Origin of the sequence: Metapseudomonas cellulosilytica (genome assembly GCF_049334135.1) — a bacterium.
Taxonomy (GTDB): Bacteria; Pseudomonadota; Gammaproteobacteria; order Pseudomonadales; family Pseudomonadaceae; genus Metapseudomonas.
The window spans coordinates 87,530-103,393 of the sequence record NZ_JBHZGN010000006.1 but is presented as its reverse complement, the minus strand read 5'-3'; the positions used below and the strand labels follow the sequence as shown (position 1 = coordinate 103,393).

Here is a 15,864-nt window from a genome sequence, read left to right as displayed (position 1 = left end):
GGAGCGAGGGGAGTTTGGCGAAGCCAAACCCGGATGCAGGGGCAAGCGTTCTTGGTTACTTCTTTGTGGTGCGGCATCCCGACGTTTGAAAGAAGTGACTCGCCGGGAGGCGAAACAGGAACTCGACGCCCACTCGATAATCAGCTTGGCTCAGAACGATCCAGCAGCACTGGACGCACTGCCAAGCGGGCCGCAGGCCCGCCCGTCAAAGGCGACTCAGTGAAAGCGCCGCCCCAGTCCCGCCGGAACGCCGCTGGCATCGGTGGGCAGCCAGGGACCCTGCGGCCCGTTGGAATAGCTCCAGCCGTTATCCCAGCGGTAATAGACCCGCTCGCGGTAGAAGACATTCTGCTGGCCTTCCAGCACGTAGACACCCAGGCCGGTATCCCAGTAGCAATTGCCCCCCGGCGGCGGCGCGAAGCGCGGGTGCGCCTTCATGCGCGGGGCCTGCTTGGGCGGCTGCGGCTGGGTCGGCTGTGTGACGCGCGGCTGCTGCGGAGGGGGCGTCTGAACCGCTGGCGGCTTGCGGGAAGGTTCCCACTCGGGCTCGTCGGGTTCGTGGTAGGGGCCTTGGCCGGCGCAACCGGCCAGGGTCAGGAGGAGGCAGATCAGGGGCAGGCCGAAGCGGGTGCTCGGCGCTGCCGGAAGTAGGCTCTGGGTGGTCATTTCTTGTCCGGGCTGTCGATGGTCAGTCGTTGGGTATCCGACGTACCAGTAGACAGCGGCGAACTGCTTCCGATCCATTCACCCGCGGTCGCATTGCCACTGCGGGAAATCCGCGCGACCAGTTGCACCTGGGGGAAGTTGGACAGCTTGAGCTGCGGCATCATGGCATCCGCATCGCTCAGGCTGACTTCCACCGGCAGGTCGGCCACGGTCATGCGCTTGACCGCCAGCGGCATGGGCGGGCCGGAGGTGGCGCGGGCGAAGATGAACACGCTGTCGCCGGGCTGTACCTTGTCCTTCAGCGCCGCGGCCAGGTCGACGCGAACCTTGAGCTCGGCGCCGGCCGGTGCCGGTGCCGAAGCCGGCTGTTCGACGACCACGCCGCTTGCCTTGAGCCTCTCGCGAGCCTTGTCGATGCCGCCCTGCAGCGCGCCACGGGACGGATCGTCGGCCGGCAACTGGGTGATCAGGCGTTCCCAGTAGGTGATGGCGTCCTGGAAGCGACCCTCTTCGAAGCCGGCGATACCCAGCAGCCCAAGGCTGGTGATCTCGTTGGGATCAGCCTTCAGCGCTTCCTCGGTCAGGGCCTTGACCTCGGGGGTCAGCTTCTTCTGGCTGGCGAAATACAGCGCCTGGGCCCACTGGCCGAGCAGTTCGGGCTGGCGACCGCCACGCTTGACCGCCTGCTCGTAGGCGCGCGCGGCATCGGCCGGACGATCCTGGGCCATGTAGGTGCGGCCAAGGAAGTACCAGCCCTCGGCGGATTCCGGCTGGGCTTCGACCACCCGTTCCAGACGCGAGGTCATCTCTTCGATGCTGCGCGGTTGTTCGCGCAGCTCGCGGGCCAGTTCCACCTTGTCGCTGGCGCCCCAGTGCAGATAGAGGCCGAAGCCGAGCGCCGGGACCAGGATCGCCGCCAGCAGCGGCAGCGCCTTGCCCAGACGGGAGGAGCGGCCGTTGTCGGCGCCCTCGGTATCGGCCAGCAGTTCACGGGCGGCCTCGGCGCGGCCGTCCTCGTAGTGTTCGGCAGTCAGGGTGCCGGCAGCGCGCTGGGATTCCAGCTCGTCCAGGCGTTCCTGGTAAAGGGCGACGTTGAGGGACGTGCGGTCTTCCTCGGTCTGGGCCTTGCGGCCGCGCAGCACGGGAATCAGCAGGAAGGCCAGGGCGACCAGCAGGAGCAGGCCGGCGGCGAGCCAGAAATCGATCATGGGTCTTTCTTGTCCTGGTTCTCGGAGTTCAGCAGCGCATCGAGGCGCGCCTGCTCATCAGCGGAAAGCAATACCTGGCCGAGCCTGTTCTCCACCCGGCGACGGCGCACGACGATGATGCCCAGCACCACCAGGCCACCCACCAGCAGGCCGGCAGGACCGTACCAGAGCAGCAGGGTGCGAGCGTTCACCGGTGGCTTGTAGCGCACGAAGTCGCCATAACGGGCCACCAGGAAGTCGACGATCTCCTGGTTGCTCTTGCCCTCTTCCAGCATGCGGTGGATTTCCCGGCGCAGGTCAGTGGCGATGGGCGCGTTGGAGTCGGCGATGTTCTGGTTCTGGCACTTGGGGCAGCGCAGCTCTTCGGTGAGGGTGCGGAAGCGCTCGCGCTCGGCCTCGTCCTTGAACTCGTAGGTGTCGATGGCGGCGCGGGCGATGCCGGTCAGGGCCAGGCCCAGGGCGGCGGCGGCAAGGAGGCGCTTCATTTGCCCTCCCCGTCCAGCAGAGCCTGATACAGCGGCGCCAGCTGCTCACGCCAGACGGTCTCGTCGATCACGCCGACGAACTTGTGGCGGATGATGCCGTCCTTGTCGATCAGGAAGGTCTCCGGCGCCCCATAGACGCCCAGGTCGACGCCAAGGGTGCCCTGCTCGTCGCGGATGTCCAGTTGGTAGGGGTTGTGGAATTCATTCAGCCATTTCAGCGCGGCGGCGTTGTCATCCTTGTAGTTGACGCCATGGATGGTCACGCCCATCTGCGCCAGCTTGTTCAGCACCGGGTGCTCCACGCGGCAGGACACGCACCAGGTGCCCCAGACGTTGACCAGTGCCGGCTTGCCCTTGAGGTCGGCCTCGGTGAGGGTACGCTCGCCGCTGACATTGGGCAGGGCAAAGGCCGGGAACGGCTTGCCGATCAGGGCCGAGGGCAGCTCGGCCGGATCGAGGAACAGGCCGCGATAGAGAAATACCGCGATGGCCAGGAAGCCCAGCAGGGGCAGTACGAGGATCAGACGCTTCATGCTTGGGCTCCAGCCATGCCCAGCGCCTCACGGACGCGGGTCTTCACTTTCACCCGGTAGCGGCGGTCGAAGGCCGCCAGCAGGCCGCCGAGGCCCATCAGCAGGCCGCCCAGCCAGATCCAGCGGACGAAGGGTTTGACATGCACACGCACCGCCCAGGCACCGTCGCCCAGGGGCTCGCCGAGGGCGACGTAGAGGTCGCGGGTAAAGCCCGCGTCGATGCCGGCCTCGGTCATCATGGATTGCTGCACGGTGTAGAGGCGCTTCTCCGGGTGCAGCACGGTGATCTGCCGATCGCCTTCGAAAATGACCACGGTGCCCTTGTCGGAGGTGAAGTTCGGCCCCTCATGGTGCGCCGCGCCTTCGAAGAGGAAGCGGTAACCCCCGAGTTCCACCGACTCGCCCGGCGCAAGGCGCAGGTCGCGTTCGGCGCTGTACTGGCTGGAAAGCACCACGCCCAGGGCGCAGACGGCGATACCGGCGTGGGCCAGCTGCATGCCCCAGTAGCTGCGGGTCAGGCCCGCGGCGCCCTTGAGCAGGCCCTTGTGGCGGGTCTTGTCGAGCAGATCACGCAGACCGGCCAGCACCACCCAGGCGGAGAGGAAACCCACGGCCAGCACGGCCCAGTGGAAGTCGCCATAAAGGAAGGCAGCCAGGACACCGAACAGCAGGCCGCCGATCAGCACCGGGCCGAGCATGCCCAGCAGCCACTTCAGCGGGGTGTCCTTCCAGCGCACCAGCACGCCGACGGCGAGCGCCAGCATGAGCACGGCCATCAGCGGCAGGAACAGGGCATTGAAGTACGGCGGGCCCACCGACAGCTTGGCGCCGGAGAGGGCGTCGAGCACCAGCGGGTAGAGGGTGCCGAGCAGGATCATGGACGCCGCCACCACCAGCACCAGGTTGTTCGCCAGCAGCAGGGTCTCGCGCGACCAGAGGGCGAAGCCCACCTGGCTCTTGACCACCGGCGCGCGCACGGCGAACAGGGTCAGCGAGCCGCCCACCACCACCAGCAGGAAGGCGAGGATGAACACGCCGCGCTCCGGGTCGGAGGCGAAGGCATGGACCGAGGTCAGCACGCCGGAGCGCACCAGGAAGGTGCCCAGCAGGCTCAGGGAGAAGGCCGCGATGGCCAGCAGCACGGTCCAGCTCTTGAACACGCCGCGCTTCTCGGTCACCGCCAGGGAGTGGATCAGCGCGGTGCCCACCAGCCAGGGCATGAACGAGGCGTTTTCCACCGGGTCCCAGAACCACCAGCCGCCCCAGCCCAGCTCGTAGTAGGCCCACCATGAGCCGAGCACGATACCGACGCTGAGGAAGGCCCAGGCGATGATGGTCCAGGGCCGCGACCAGCGCGCCCAGGCGGCGTCCAGGCGGCCGCCGAGCAGCGCGGCGATGGCGAAGGCGAAGGCCACCGAGAAGCCCACGTAGCCCATGTAGAGCATCGGCGGGTGGACGATCAGGCCGAAGTCCTGCAGCAGCGGGTTGAGGTCGTTGCCGTCGGCCGGCATGTTCGGCAGCACGCGATTGAAGGGGTTGGAGGTGATGATCAGGAACAGCAGGAAGCCGATGCTGATCATCCCCATCACCGCCAGCACGCGGGCCAGCATCACTTCCGGGAGCTGCCGGGAAAAGATCGATACAGCGAAGGTCCAGCTGCCGAGGATCAGCGCCCAGAGCAGCAGCGAGCCTTCGTGGGCGCCCCATACGGCGCTGAACTTGTAGTACCAGGGCAGCGCGCTGTTGGAGTTGCTGGCGACATAGGCGACGGAGAAGTCATCCGTCATGAACGCGTAGGTGAGGCAGCCAAAGGCGAAGGCCAGGAAGGCGAACTGCCCCCAGGCGGCCGGCTGGGCCAGGCTCATCCACTGGCGATCACCGCGCCAGGCGCCGATCAGCGGCAGGCTCGCCTGCACCACGGCCATGCACAGGGCAAGAATCAGGGCCAGGTGGCCGAGTTCGGGAATCATCGATTCAACCCTCTTTCTTGGGGAGCTGGCCGCTGTCCTTGAGGGCCTTGGTCACTTCCGGCGGCATGTAGTTCTCGTCGTGCTTGGCCAGCACTTCGTCGGCCACCAGCACACCGTCGGCATTCAGCTTGCCGAGGGCGACGATGCCCTGCCCCTCGCGGAACAGGTCGGGGAGGATGCCGTGGTAACGGATGGTCACGCTCTTGGCGAAGTCGGTGACCACGAACTGCACATCCAGGGAATCACCCGAACGTTGCACCGAGCCCTTCTCCACCATGCCGCCTGCGCGGATGCGGGTGTCCTGCGGCGCCTCGCCATTGGCGATCTGGGTGGGGGTGTAGAACAGGTTGATGTTCTGTTGCAGCGCAGACAGCGCCAGCGCCACGGCGATCCCCACCCCCGCCAGGATGGCGATGATGATGATCAGGCGCTTCTTGCGTACAGGATTCACTTCGACTCCTCCCGGCGCAGACGGCGCGCCTCGTCTTGCAGGTAACGCCGCCGCGCGATCAGCGGCATGGCGACGTTGATGGCCAGTACCACCAGGCTGATGCCATAGGCGGTCCAGACATAAAGACCATGGTCACCCATGGCGAGAAATTCGGTGAAGGAAGAAAAACTCATCAGCCCTTACCCACTTGTGCCTGAATCTCGGTCTTGGCCCAGCTGGCGCGGGACTCGCGCTTGAGCACTTCCAGGCGCATGCGCATCAGCACCACGGCGCCGAAGAAGCAATAGAAACCGAGCACCATGATCAGCAGCGGTAGCCACATTTCCGGCGGCATGGCCGGTCTCTCGGTGATCTTGAAGGTGGCCGGCTGGTGCAGGGTGTTCCACCACTCCACCGAGTACTTGATGATCGGGATGTTGATTACCCCGACGATGGCCAGCACCGCGCAGGCCTTGGCGGCGCTGTCACGATTGCTGATCGCCTGGCCGAGGGCAATCACACCGAAGTACAGGAAAAGGAGGATGAGCATCGACGTAAGTCGCGCATCCCACACCCACCAGGCGCCCCAGGTGGGCTTGCCCCAGATGGCGCCGGTGAGCAGCGCGATGAAGGTCATCCACGCGCCGATGGGGGCGGCGGCCTGCATGGCGACGTCGGCCAGTTTCATCTTCCAGACCAGCCCGACCACACCGCAGACCGCCAGCATGATGTAGCAGGACTGGGCGAGGAAGGCCGCCGGCACGTGGATATAGATGATGCGGAAGCTGTTGCCCTGCTGGTAGTCCGGCGGCGCGAAGGCCAGGCCCCAGACCAGGCCGACGCCGATCAGGATCACCGCGCCCCAGGCGAACCAGGGCAGCCAGCGACCGCTGATCTCATAAAACCACTTGGGCGAGCCGAGTTTGTGGAACCACGCCCAGCTCATCGGGACCACCTGCTCGTTGCTGCAGCCTGTTCGGACATCGGCAGTTTTCTCATCAGGGCAACTCTATTTCTTATTCACCGACGCTGATGGTCAGGCCGGCGGCAATGGCAAAGGGTGTCAGGGTCACCGCCAGGGCGGTGAGGCTGGCCAGCCACAACAGGTGGCCGACAGCCGGCAGTCCTTGCAGGGCCGCCTGCAACGCCCCGCTGCCGAGGATCAGCACCGGGATGTACAGCGGCAGGATCAGCAGCGCCAGGAGCAGGCCGCCGCGCTTGAGACCCACGGTCAGCGCGGCGCCCACCGCACCCAGCAGGCTCAGCACCGGGGTGCCGAGCAGCAGCGAGAGCAGCAGCACCGGCAGGCAGCGGGCCGGCAGGCCGAGCATCAGCGCCAGCAGCGGCGCCAGCAGCACCAGGGCCAATCCGGAAAAAAGCCAGTGTGCCAGCACCTTGGCCAGAACCAGAAGCGGCAGGGGGTGCGGCGAAACGACCCACTGCTCCAGCGAACCATCCTCGAAATCACTGCGGAAAAGCCCGTCCAGCGAGAGCAGCACGGCCAACAGGGCCGCGACCCAGACCAGGCCGGGAGAAAGGCTTTGCAACAATTGGCTCTCGGGGCCCACGGCCAGCGGAAACAATGCGACCACTATGGCGAAGAACACCAGGGGGTTGGCCAATTCCGCCGGACGGCGCACCAGCAACCGTGCTTCGCGGGCTACCAGCAGGGTAAAGACATTGCTCATGCTTGGCGCTGCCCCAGGTCGAGTTCGCGATAGCCGGCAGGCACCAGGCCCATGCTGTGGTGGGTGGTGAAGACCACCAGGCCGCCCTGTTCGCAGTGCCGCGCCAGGTGCGCCTCGAGTTGCGCCACGCCCTGCTTGTCGAGGGCGGTGAAGGGTTCGTCGAGGATCCACAGGGGCGGCGCGTCCAGGTACAGGCGTGCCAGGGCGACGCGGCGTTGCTGGCCGGCCGACAGGGTATGGCAGGGCACGTCTTCGAAACCGCGCAGGCCCACCGCGTCCAGGGCCTTCCAGATGGCCTCGCGCTCGGCCGGCTGATGCAAGGCACAAAGCCAGCGCAGGTTTTCTTCGGCGGTCAGCAGGCCCTTGATGCCGGCGGCATGGCCGATCCACAGCAGGTTGCGTGCCAGCTCGCTGCGTTGGCTGGCCAGCGGTTTGCCATTCAGGCGCACGTCCCCGGCGGTGGGTTGCATCAGGCCGCAGAGCAGGCGCAGCAGGCTGGTCTTGCCGCTGCCGTTGGGGCCGGCGACCTGGAGCATCTCGCCCCGGGCCAGTTGCAGGTCCAGCCGGTCGAACAGCAGACGCCAGTCCCGCTCGCAGGCGAGGGCCACGGTCTCGAGATAGGGACTGGTCACGGCATGGATACCCGGGAAGCGTTCAAGTCAGGGAGGTGCCGGCCGCTATACTGGTGAGCGCCAAGGCTCGTGGCCGGCCCGGACGGGGCGGCATTATACATGCCAACCCCGGCCCCCGAAGCGAGCTTTTTCGACAGGTTGTAACCCCTTGATGACCGAAATCAGCGGTACTCGCCCTCTCCCGCCCAGCCAGCCGCTCGCCCTTCCTGCGCAGAACGCCGCCGACCTGGCGCTCAAGCTGCTGCAGCCGCTCGACGGCCTGCTGGCCGCAGGGGAAAGCGCCGAGGCCGAAGTCGTCGCCGTCAAGGAAACCGCCCAGAGCTTTCAGGTCCTGCTGAAACTCACCCTGGCCAATGGCAGCCAGGCCACGCTGGAAGCCGTCAGCCCGCAGCCGCTGGCCCAGGGCAGCCAGGTGAACGTCACCGCGCTCTCGGACACCCGCCTGGCCATGGTCCTCAAATCAGCCGAAGCGGCCCTCGGCAGCCTCGACCTGGAGTTGCTGCCGCTGGGCACCCTGGTCCAGGGCAAGGTGGTGGCCAGCGAGCGGGCTGCCCAGGGCAAGGCCAGGGCGGCGGTCTACCAGGTGCTGGTCAAGTTGCTCAATACGCCGCTCGCCGGCCGCCAGCTGAGCCTCGAAAGCCCGCGGCCGCCGGTGGTCGGCAGCCTGCTCAGCGCCCAGGTCCAGGGCAGCCGGATGCTGCAGTTCCTGCCCCTGGCCACGCAACTCGACCAGCTCGAACTCAACCTGCAGCTTGCCGGCCAGCAGCGCCGCCAAGGTTCCCTGGACGGCCTGCTCGGCGCGCTCCAGGCGACGAACCGGGAAAACCTGCCGGAAAGCCTGCGGGTCGCCGTGGACAAGCTGCTGGGCGCGCTGCCCGACATCCGCCAGCTCGGTGACCCCAAGGTCCTGGCGCAGGCCCTGGAGAACAGCGGCGCCCTGCTGGAGTCGCGCCTGCTGGCCGGCCAGGCCGGCGCCCTGCCCCAGGATTTCAAGGCCAACCTGCTGCGCCTGGTGGCCCAGCTGCTGCCGGCCCTGCCAACCCCGGCCAGCTTGCCGGGCGCCGGCACCAGCACTGCCGTGGCCCAGGCCCTGCCGGCCTTCATTCGCAATGCCCTGGGCGCCCTTGGCCAGGCCAATGCCCGCCAGCAGGCGCTGAGCTTCCCGCTGCCCTCGCGCCTGGCCCAGGCGGCGGCGGAGGAAGGCGACCTGGAAGCCCTGCTCAAGCTGGCCGCCGCCGCCGTCTCGCGGCTGCAGACCCATCAGCTCGCCAGCCTCGCCCAGACCCAGGTGACGCCCGAGGGTAATCTCCTGACCACCTGGCAGCTGGAAGTGCCCATGCGCAACCAGCAGGACATCGTCCCGCTGCAGATCAAGCTGCAGCAGGAACAGGACGGCCGCCAGGAAAAGCACGAGCGCAAGGAGAGCCTCTGGCGCGTCGAACTGGCCTTCGACCTGGCCCCCCTCGGGCCGCTGCAGGTCCAGGCGCAACTGACGCAGGGCAGCCTGTCTGGCCAACTGTGGACCGAGCGCGCCGACACCGCCGGACTGATCGAACGTGAACTGCCGTACCTGCGCGACCGCCTGCAGGCTGCCGGCCTCAACGTCGGTGAACTGGCCTGCCGCCAGGGCCGACCGCCCCAGGGGCAACGCACGACACTGGAACAACGCTGGGTGGACGAGACCGCATGATTCCAACGTTCAGCTTTGTCGGCTGCACATTTGCAGGGAAGCCGGAATGAGCGACAAGCAACCCCGCCAGGCCATCGCCCTCTCCTACGACGGCGTCAGCGCCCCCAACCTGACCGCCAAGGGCGACGCCGAGTTGGCCGAAGCCATCCTCGCCATTGCTCGCGAATGCGAAGTGCCGATCTACGAAAACGCCGACCTGGTACGCCTGCTGGCGCGGCTGGAACTGGGCGACGCCATCCCCGAGACGCTCTACCGCACCATCGCCGAGATCATCGCCTTCGCCTGGTATCTCAAGGGCAAATGCCCGGCCGGCTTCGCCACCGATACCGAGGGCGATGCCACCTTGCCGCTGGCGCGACTCAGCGGGCCGGACGATTGAATACCAGGCGCTCGCCGTGCAGGCCCTTGCCCTGGGGGAAGTCCTGCAGCTGCCAGGCGAAGTAGCCCTCGCGGAAATAGAACACCTGCCGGTAGCCCCAGCTCACCGCCAGCCGCACAGCCTCCGCGCCATGGGGGCAGACTTCGCTGTCGCAGTAGATCACCAGTGGCACCTGGCGCGGCCAGTGCGGCTGGGACAGGTCATTGAAGCGGCCCAGCAGGTCGAGGTGCAGGGCGCCGTGGATATGGCCCCACGCCCACTCGCGGGTGGGCCGTATATCGATGAAGACCGCGCCGCGCTCGTACAGATACCGCGCCTGCAGCACGTTCACCGTCATTGCGCCCTCTACTTCCATGGGGGCTTCCTGGGCCTGCAGCAGTGGCACCAGGCAGAAGAGCAGAATTGGAAGTAGACGCATGGCCGGACCTCCCCGGAGAGAAGCCCCGGAATTTCAGCTTAGGCCAGGCGGGATGCGGCGAGTTGGAACTCTTGGCGACGCCCGAAAGCAGGCTAAGAACGCGCCGCTCTAAGCCCTCGCAAATGCCCCCGAAAAATGCTGGAACCCGCGTGCCAAGCGGCCTCCAGACGATGAGCGGCGTTTTACACACGCCGGCGCAGGGCCATACTTTTGACGTCATGCGATTGTCGCCGTGCATGACCTGACCTCAGTGAAGGAAACAAGACCAGGGGCGCCGTACCGGATCAGTGCAGTAGCCCGCGCAGGCGTTGGATTTCACGGGCAAGGTACGCCCCCTGTTGAATAGGAGTGTTCAACGTGTCCAACCTGCCAGAAACGTTCAGCGTCCCCCCCATGCCCGACCTGATCCTCCCCACCCAGGAAGACGGTCCGGCAGCCACCCCCACCGCCCTCAACCCCAACCTGCCGCTGGCCAGCCCCGGGCGCATCATCCTGCCGCCGATCCGCAGCGTGCGCGCCGGTTGCTGGCTGCTGAACTACAAGCCCAGCGGCGCGCCCCTGGTGTCCTACGACGGGACCCTGCGGGTGGAGAGCCACAGCGAAGGGCGCACCGCCAGCGGCGACCTCTATCAGCGGCCGGTGATCTTCCTGCCGATTCCCATCCCCTCGCCCTTCCCGGTCCTGAATAACCAGCCGGGCATCAACCAGGACCTGCCGCTCAAGCCGATCCTGCTCGCCGGCCCCAACCCGGCCTCAGGCATCCCGATCCTGGCGCGCTCGCGTTACCGCTACTACCTCCGCGTCACCGCATTGCCGGAGTACTTCTACCTCGGCAACAGCTTCGGCCTGACCTTCCAGCTCTACCGCTTCACCGCGCCAAACAGCTGGGCCCTGGAATCCACCCTTACCGCGCAGATGACGCGGATGACGGCACCAGCCGGCTATCCCTCGCCGTCGGACTACGCCGAGGGCGATGTGAAGAACGCCGCCAACACCGTGGTCGGACGCCTGACCATGGGCTGGTTGTCCAGCTACTTCCGCCGCTGCAGCATCGAGATCGACACGGTGGCCGGCTCCGAGCAGCCCACCAACAGCGGCGCCGGCCACACCTGGGCCACGGTGATGGACGCCATCGGCTTCCAGACCACGGTGAACCTCAGCGACACCAACGTCGTCGAACCCACCGGCAACTCGTGGTCCGACGCCGAGATGCACGCCGCGATGCTGGCCCGCCGCGCGGTGGTGAACCTCGACAGCGAGTGGCGCTACCACATCCTCGCGGTGAAGAACATCGACTCCACGCCGCGCGGGATCATGTACGACGCCGGCGGCACCGACTCCAACAACGTGCCCCGCGAAGGCCTCGGCATCGCCTCCCACTGGATCATCGACCCGGGCTGGGGCACCGTCAGCGGCCAGCGCTTCGGCACGGCGGCCGCTCCTTACTTCCGCACCGCGGTGCATGAACTGGGGCACGCCCTGGGGCTCTATCACAACTTCGCCGACCACGGTTTCATGTGCACCAGCGATGTGATCGCCGCCGCCGGCACACCTGCCACGCCCTTCCCCAGCAACATCCAGTGGTCCTTCCACCCGGACAACCTCAAGCAACTGCGCCACTACCCCGACCCCTTCGTGCGTCCCGGCTCGGTGGCCTTCGGCGGTGCGTCCACCAGCACCCCGGCGATCACCCCGACCGATCTCGAAGCCGAAGTCTTCGGCCTGGCGGTGGAGATCGCGCCACTGCTCGGCGAAGTGCCACTGGGAGCGCCTGTGCGCGTCGGCGTGGCCCTGGTCAACCAGGGTGACCAGCCGGTGCGGGTGCCGGCGACCCTGAGCCTGAAGAGCGACTTCGTCAGCGGCAGCGTCACCGACCCGGCCGGCAGCGTGCGCAGCTTCCGCACCCTGGTGCACTGCATCGAGGACCGCCCGCTCCGGGTCCTGCAGCCCGGCGAGCGCCTGGAAGACTCCATGACCCTGCTGCGGGGTGCCGAAGGTGCGCTGTTCGGGGTGCCCGGCATCCACGACGTCAGGGTCGAGGTGCACTGGGAAATCGACGGCATGGTCGCCCGCGCCGCCGGCAGCGCCACCGTGATGGTCACCGCCGCGGTGGACGCGCGGCATGCCGAGGCGGCGCACAAGGTGCTCGTCACCCCCGACCTGCACCTGGTGCTGGCCCTTGGCGGCGATCACCTGAGCGAAGGCCTGGATGCACTGGAAGCGGCCCTCGACTCGGCCGTGCTGCGGCCGCACTTCGCCGCCATCGCGGCCAAGCGCCTGGCGCGCCGTTTCATCAAGCGCAGACCCGACGTCAAGGCCGCAGCAGCCCTGCTCGAACACGACGCCGTAATGAGCGACGCGGAACGCAGCAAACTCACTGCGCTGATCGACGACGCGGGCGGCGCCGCCTCCAAGGACCTGGCGAAGGCGCTCAAGGGCAAGGCCAAGTCGGCCAACCTGGTTCGCGCCAAATGACCCACTGACCGAAGGCGATGCGTCGGCCCCGCCGGCGTATCGCCTCGATCGATCCGGGAGGAGACTCGAAGATGGCGGAACTGGATCCGCAATTGGTGGGCAAGTGGCGAAGGATCACGGAGAAGGCGTGCGCGAACGGATATGCCGCGCACCTCTGCTTCGAAGTCAATGGACTGTACTTCGGCCTGGGCGACCCACCTGGCAGCTTCACCTGGTGGGATGGCGGCACCTGGGCGCTGCGGGCACCCGGTCAACTCGCGCTCGCCACTGCCAACGATGCCGTGGTCACCTACGCCTACCGGCTGGACGTCGACATCCTCACCATCACCGATGCCTCGGGCTGCCAGGTCGCCTACCTGCGCGACCCCTGAGCCCCGGCCTGAACCGTTGCCAGGAGGGCGATATGCCAGGCCCCTACCCCACCACGGTCTTCTTTGACCTGGGCGACACCCTGGTCACCACCGTCGGCGGCGTGCGCCAGCGCTACGCCGACACCCTCGACTGCCTGCAGATCCTCAAGGCCCGCGGCTATCGCCTGGGCCTGCTGAGCAACCAGCCGGCCGGAACCGGCGTCGCCGCCATCCAGGCCCAGCTCGAGCAACTGCGCCTGGCCCGCTACATAGAGTCCGAGCTGATCACCCTGTCCACGGAGATCCCGGGCAATGTCGGCAAACCGGCGCAGCCGATCTTCGACCTGGCCCTGGTCAAGGCCGGGCATGATGCGGCCAGCCCGGGGGCGATCTTCGTCAGCGAAACAGCGGCGGACGTGCTCGCCGCGCGCGGCTTCGGCTGGCGCGCGATCCGCAGGCGCAATGGCGGCGCCTGCGTGCCCGGCGACGGCGAGTGCGTCGCCAGCCTCTGGGCACTGCTCGACCGACTGCCGACACTGGCCGACAGCGCCGGCGGCAACCTCGACCTGGCGCCACCACCACGCCTGGTGGACGGCCTCTGGGCGGTTCCGGTGGACATCGCGCAAATCAGCGCGGCCCTGCGCTTTGACGCCGCGACCCAGCAGGCCAGCGGCGATGCAACCCTGGAGTTTCGCCTGGGCGCCAACGCCGGATGCCCCATCTTCGACCTGCGCCAGACACCCACGGGCGCCTGGCTGGATGGCGCCCCCATTTCGCTCACCGAGGTGGCCGCCCACGACTTCGGCGGCGGCCCCCACTCCAACCTGCGGGTGCTCGCCCGTGTGCTGGAGGCCGGCAGCAATCACAACCTGCGCCTGACTTACGCAGTCGGCCTGCCGCAAGCTTCGACAGCCGGCTCCTACCAGCCGCAGATCACCTGGAGCGCAGGGCCGCGCCTGGTGTTCAACTTCGGTTTCACCGACCTCGGCGCCGGGCGTTACCTGGAGGCATTCGTGCCGGCCAACTTGGTCTACGACCAGTTCGAACTGAACCTGGACCTGCAACTGCTGAACACCGCCATCCCCCACACCCCCATCAGCAACGGCGTGGTCGGCTCGCTGGGCAGCAATCACTGGAGCATCGCTTTTCCATCGCGCAGCACGGCCTTCTCACCGCTGCTGGAACTGCGCCCGACGGACAGCCTGCAGAGTGCCACGGCCAACGCCCTGCTCCCGGTCTCAGGAAGCAATGTCACGGTGACGGCCTGGAAGCTCACCAGCAGCGCTGTGGATATAGCTGCCCAGGCCAGCGCCATCGCCGGTTTCCTGGCGAACAACGAGACCAGTTCGGGACGCTACGTCCATGACGGACGCTTCACCGCCTTCATCCACCAGGGCGGCATGGAGTATGACGGCGGCACCACCAGCGCCACCGGCCCTCTGCGCCACGAGGCCTTCCACAGCTGGTGGGCACGCGGCCTGAAACCGGCGAGCCAACCCGACGCCTGGTTCGACGAGGCCTGGACCGTCTACAACGACAACGGCGCGGCCGGCGTGCTGCCCTTCAATTTCGCCGCCCCCGCCCTGGCGCTCTGTCCGCGCAATCCCTGGGTACGCATTACCCACATCGACGCCTACAGCGCCGGCGAACGGGTCTGGAAAGGCCTGGCCGCGCTGATGGGCGCCGCGACCCTGCGCGAGCAGATGCGCGCTTTCTACCAGGCCCGCCACCCACGCCCGGTGCGCAGCGAGGACATCGAGTGCCACCTCCTGGCGCGCACCGGCCAACCTGACTGCGTGGACGCCTTCCATCGATTCGTCTATGGCTTCGCCGACCCTTCGCCAACGCCCGACCTCTGGCTGCGCGACGACACGGGCGACCCCGGCGCCAACGCCTGGTCCGGGCGTTTCTGGGACTCGCCCGATCTGTGGATCCGCAACCAGGACGACGATGGCCTGGAACACCAGAACCCGGAATACGGCCAGGACAACTGGATCCATGCGCGGGTGCGCAACCGCAGCGCCACGGCAACGGCACGCCACCTGGTGGTGAGCTTCAACATCAAGCAGTACGCCGGCAGCCAGTTCGTCTACCCCGCCGACTTCCTGCCGGCGGTGACGGCAGCCGCCGCCTTCGACCTCGGCCCCGGCGAAAGCCGCATCCTCAAGGCACGTTTGCCGCGTTCGGCGATACCACCTACCGGCAGCCATCCTTGCCTGCTGGCCAGCCTGTTCACCCGCTTCGACCGCCCGCAGGCCGGGCGCCACGTCTGGGAACAGAACAACCTGGCGCAGAAGAACCTGACCGTAGTCGACCTGGCGCCCAATGCCTGGATAGTGCTGCCGTTGCTGGCGATCAACCTGCGTCCGCGGCTGTCGCGCACCGTGGAGCTCGAGCTGGTGCGGCCGACGGGACTGGAGGAAGTCGCGGCGAGCCTGCTGCTGGAGAAACGTGCGCTACCGCCCCGGTTGCGGGCAAATGCCCTGGTGCTACCAACAGCTCCGTTGCGCGGGACCCCCGATCGGTTGGACTGCTCCTGCGATAGACACCTGGATGCGCAAGATACCGGGCCAGCGCTGCTCACCAGCCATGTGCCGGAACGCTTGGCGCAAGCCTTCGCCGGCGCGCTGGAACTCGCCTTCGGCGGTGGCCAGCGCGCACGGCTGCCGGTATTGCTGCGGCCGGCCGAAGCGCTACGGGTCGGCCTGCGGGTCAAGGTGCCGGCGAACGCCAGGCGCGGCACACGCTTCACCCTCGACCTGGTGCAGCGGGAGAACGGCAGGATAGTGGGCGGCGTGGCGCTGGAGGTGCGGGTGAGTTAGGAGGCGAGGCCAGGCATCGCTGTTGGTGTTGTGGGAGATCCCATGTCAATCAACGCGTAGGGTGGAAATCCCTTTGGGGATTTCCACCATCGGTGCCTTGCGTGACCTCGCTGGTGGA

16 protein-coding genes are annotated in these 15,864 nt (G+C 67.4%); 5 read left to right on the top strand and 11 right to left on the bottom strand.

What is annotated here, in order from left to right:
• Window positions 1-216: 216 nt before the first annotated feature.
• The 10 genes from ACFW0H_RS09650 to ccmA all read right to left on the bottom strand — a co-directional run bounded on the left by ACFW0H_RS09650 (window position 217) and on the right by ccmA (window position 7,612).
• Window positions 217-666, bottom strand: coding sequence for a hypothetical protein (locus tag ACFW0H_RS09650; RefSeq protein WP_422913678.1), 450 nt, complete (start codon window positions 664-666; stop codon window positions 217-219).
• On the bottom strand, window positions 663-1,874 hold the full coding sequence (ccmI, locus tag ACFW0H_RS09645) for a c-type cytochrome biogenesis protein CcmI (protein WP_422913677.1): 1,212 nt from the start codon (window positions 1,872-1,874) through the stop codon (window positions 663-665). The genes ACFW0H_RS09650 and ccmI overlap by 4 nt, the downstream gene beginning before the upstream one ends.
• Window positions 1,871-2,359, bottom strand: a complete 489-nt coding sequence (locus ACFW0H_RS09640; RefSeq protein ID WP_422913676.1) for a cytochrome c-type biogenesis protein — start codon at window positions 2,357-2,359, stop codon at window positions 1,871-1,873. The genes ccmI and ACFW0H_RS09640 overlap by 4 nt, the downstream gene beginning before the upstream one ends.
• The gene (locus ACFW0H_RS09635; RefSeq protein ID WP_422913675.1) at window positions 2,356-2,892 is read right to left on the bottom strand and encodes a DsbE family thiol:disulfide interchange protein; all 537 of its coding nucleotides are present in this window, start codon (window positions 2,890-2,892) and stop codon (window positions 2,356-2,358) included. The genes ACFW0H_RS09640 and ACFW0H_RS09635 overlap by 4 nt, the downstream gene beginning before the upstream one ends.
• Window positions 2,889-4,862: a heme lyase CcmF/NrfE family subunit gene (locus ACFW0H_RS09630; protein ID WP_422913674.1), complete on the bottom strand. Its 1,974-nt coding sequence runs from the start codon at window positions 4,860-4,862 to the stop codon at window positions 2,889-2,891. The genes ACFW0H_RS09635 and ACFW0H_RS09630 overlap by 4 nt, the downstream gene beginning before the upstream one ends.
• A gap of 4 nt (window positions 4,863-4,866) precedes the next feature.
• The gene (gene ccmE, locus ACFW0H_RS09625; RefSeq protein ID WP_422913673.1) at window positions 4,867-5,313 is read right to left on the bottom strand and encodes a cytochrome c maturation protein CcmE; all 447 of its coding nucleotides are present in this window, start codon (window positions 5,311-5,313) and stop codon (window positions 4,867-4,869) included.
• A complete protein-coding gene (ccmD, locus tag ACFW0H_RS09620; protein ID WP_077521965.1) occupies window positions 5,310-5,486 on the bottom strand; it encodes a heme exporter protein CcmD in 177 nt (58 codons plus the stop codon). The genes ccmE and ccmD overlap by 4 nt, the downstream gene beginning before the upstream one ends.
• Window positions 5,486-6,238 carry a heme ABC transporter permease gene (locus tag ACFW0H_RS09615; RefSeq protein WP_422913672.1) on the bottom strand — a complete coding sequence of 251 codons (753 nt, stop codon included), beginning with the start codon at window positions 6,236-6,238 and terminating at the stop codon, window positions 5,486-5,488. Before ACFW0H_RS09615 ends, ccmD begins: the two co-directional genes overlap by 1 nt.
• Window positions 6,239-6,308: 70 nt before the next feature.
• On the bottom strand, window positions 6,309-6,980 hold the full coding sequence (gene ccmB, locus ACFW0H_RS09610) for a heme exporter protein CcmB (protein WP_271408429.1): 672 nt from the start codon (window positions 6,978-6,980) through the stop codon (window positions 6,309-6,311).
• The gene (gene ccmA, locus ACFW0H_RS09605) at window positions 6,977-7,612 is read right to left on the bottom strand and encodes a cytochrome c biogenesis heme-transporting ATPase CcmA (RefSeq protein ID WP_422913671.1); all 636 of its coding nucleotides are present in this window, start codon (window positions 7,610-7,612) and stop codon (window positions 6,977-6,979) included. Before ccmA ends, ccmB begins: the two co-directional genes overlap by 4 nt.
• A gap of 151 nt (window positions 7,613-7,763) precedes the next feature.
• Here ccmA and fliK point away from each other — a divergent pair, with 151 nt between their 5' ends.
• Together fliK and ACFW0H_RS09595 are read left to right on the top strand one after the other, a co-directional pair.
• The gene (gene fliK, locus ACFW0H_RS09600) at window positions 7,764-9,302 is read left to right on the top strand and encodes a flagellar hook-length control protein FliK (RefSeq protein WP_422913670.1); all 1,539 of its coding nucleotides are present in this window, start codon (window positions 7,764-7,766) and stop codon (window positions 9,300-9,302) included.
• Window positions 9,303-9,348: 46 nt separating this feature from the next.
• Entirely contained in the window at window positions 9,349-9,681 is a 333-nt protein-coding gene (locus ACFW0H_RS09595; protein WP_422913669.1) for an EscU/YscU/HrcU family type III secretion system export apparatus switch protein, read from the top strand.
• Here the strand turns inward: ACFW0H_RS09595 and ACFW0H_RS09590 are convergent.
• Window positions 9,662-10,099, bottom strand: a complete 438-nt coding sequence (locus ACFW0H_RS09590) for a rhodanese-like domain-containing protein (RefSeq protein WP_422913668.1) — start codon at window positions 10,097-10,099, stop codon at window positions 9,662-9,664. The two genes, ACFW0H_RS09595 and ACFW0H_RS09590, sit on opposite strands and share 20 nt — an antisense overlap.
• Before the next feature lie 357 nt (window positions 10,100-10,456).
• Between ACFW0H_RS09590 and ACFW0H_RS09585 the strand changes: the two genes are divergently transcribed.
• The 3 genes from ACFW0H_RS09585 (at window position 10,457) to ACFW0H_RS09575 (ending at window position 15,746) form a co-directional block, all read left to right on the top strand.
• Window positions 10,457-12,574, top strand: a complete 2,118-nt coding sequence (locus ACFW0H_RS09585; protein ID WP_422913667.1) for a zinc metalloprotease — start codon at window positions 10,457-10,459, stop codon at window positions 12,572-12,574.
• A 71-nt stretch (window positions 12,575-12,645) separates the two neighbouring features.
• A complete protein-coding gene (locus ACFW0H_RS09580) occupies window positions 12,646-12,945 on the top strand; it encodes a hypothetical protein (RefSeq protein ID WP_422913666.1) in 300 nt (99 codons plus the stop codon).
• 32 nt (window positions 12,946-12,977) lie between these two features.
• On the top strand, window positions 12,978-15,746 hold the full coding sequence (locus ACFW0H_RS09575) for an HAD family hydrolase (protein ID WP_422913665.1): 2,769 nt from the start codon (window positions 12,978-12,980) through the stop codon (window positions 15,744-15,746).
• Window positions 15,747-15,864 lie beyond the last annotated feature (118 nt).

Excerpts from the sequence above, each read along its gene's own strand:
- ACFW0H_RS09590 (WP_422913668.1), bottom strand. The coding sequence starts at position 10,099 with ATGCGTCTACTTCCAATTCTGCTCTTCTGCCTGGTGCCACTGCTGCAG.
- ccmI (WP_422913677.1), bottom strand. The coding sequence starts at position 1,874 with ATGATCGATTTCTGGCTCGCCGCCGGCCTGCTCCTGCTGGTCGCCCTG.
- ACFW0H_RS09650 (WP_422913678.1), bottom strand. The coding sequence starts at position 666 with ATGACCACCCAGAGCCTACTTCCGGCAGCGCCGAGCACCCGCTTCGGC.
- ACFW0H_RS09575 (WP_422913665.1), top strand. The coding sequence starts at position 12,978 with ATGCCAGGCCCCTACCCCACCACGGTCTTCTTTGACCTGGGCGACACC.
- ccmB (WP_271408429.1), bottom strand. The coding sequence starts at position 6,980 with ATGAGCAATGTCTTTACCCTGCTGGTAGCCCGCGAAGCACGGTTGCTG.
- ACFW0H_RS09595 (WP_422913669.1), top strand. The coding sequence starts at position 9,349 with ATGAGCGACAAGCAACCCCGCCAGGCCATCGCCCTCTCCTACGACGGC.
- ccmD (WP_077521965.1), bottom strand. The coding sequence starts at position 5,486 with ATGAGTTTTTCTTCCTTCACCGAATTTCTCGCCATGGGTGACCATGGT.
- ACFW0H_RS09615 (WP_422913672.1), bottom strand. The coding sequence starts at position 6,238 with ATGAGCTGGGCGTGGTTCCACAAACTCGGCTCGCCCAAGTGGTTTTAT.
- ACFW0H_RS09635 (WP_422913675.1), bottom strand. The coding sequence starts at position 2,892 with ATGAAGCGTCTGATCCTCGTACTGCCCCTGCTGGGCTTCCTGGCCATC.
- ACFW0H_RS09640 (WP_422913676.1), bottom strand. The coding sequence starts at position 2,359 with ATGAAGCGCCTCCTTGCCGCCGCCGCCCTGGGCCTGGCCCTGACCGGC.
- fliK (WP_422913670.1), top strand. The coding sequence starts at position 7,764 with ATGACCGAAATCAGCGGTACTCGCCCTCTCCCGCCCAGCCAGCCGCTC.
- ACFW0H_RS09630 (WP_422913674.1), bottom strand. The coding sequence starts at position 4,862 with ATGATTCCCGAACTCGGCCACCTGGCCCTGATTCTTGCCCTGTGCATG.
- ACFW0H_RS09580 (WP_422913666.1), top strand. The coding sequence starts at position 12,646 with ATGGCGGAACTGGATCCGCAATTGGTGGGCAAGTGGCGAAGGATCACG.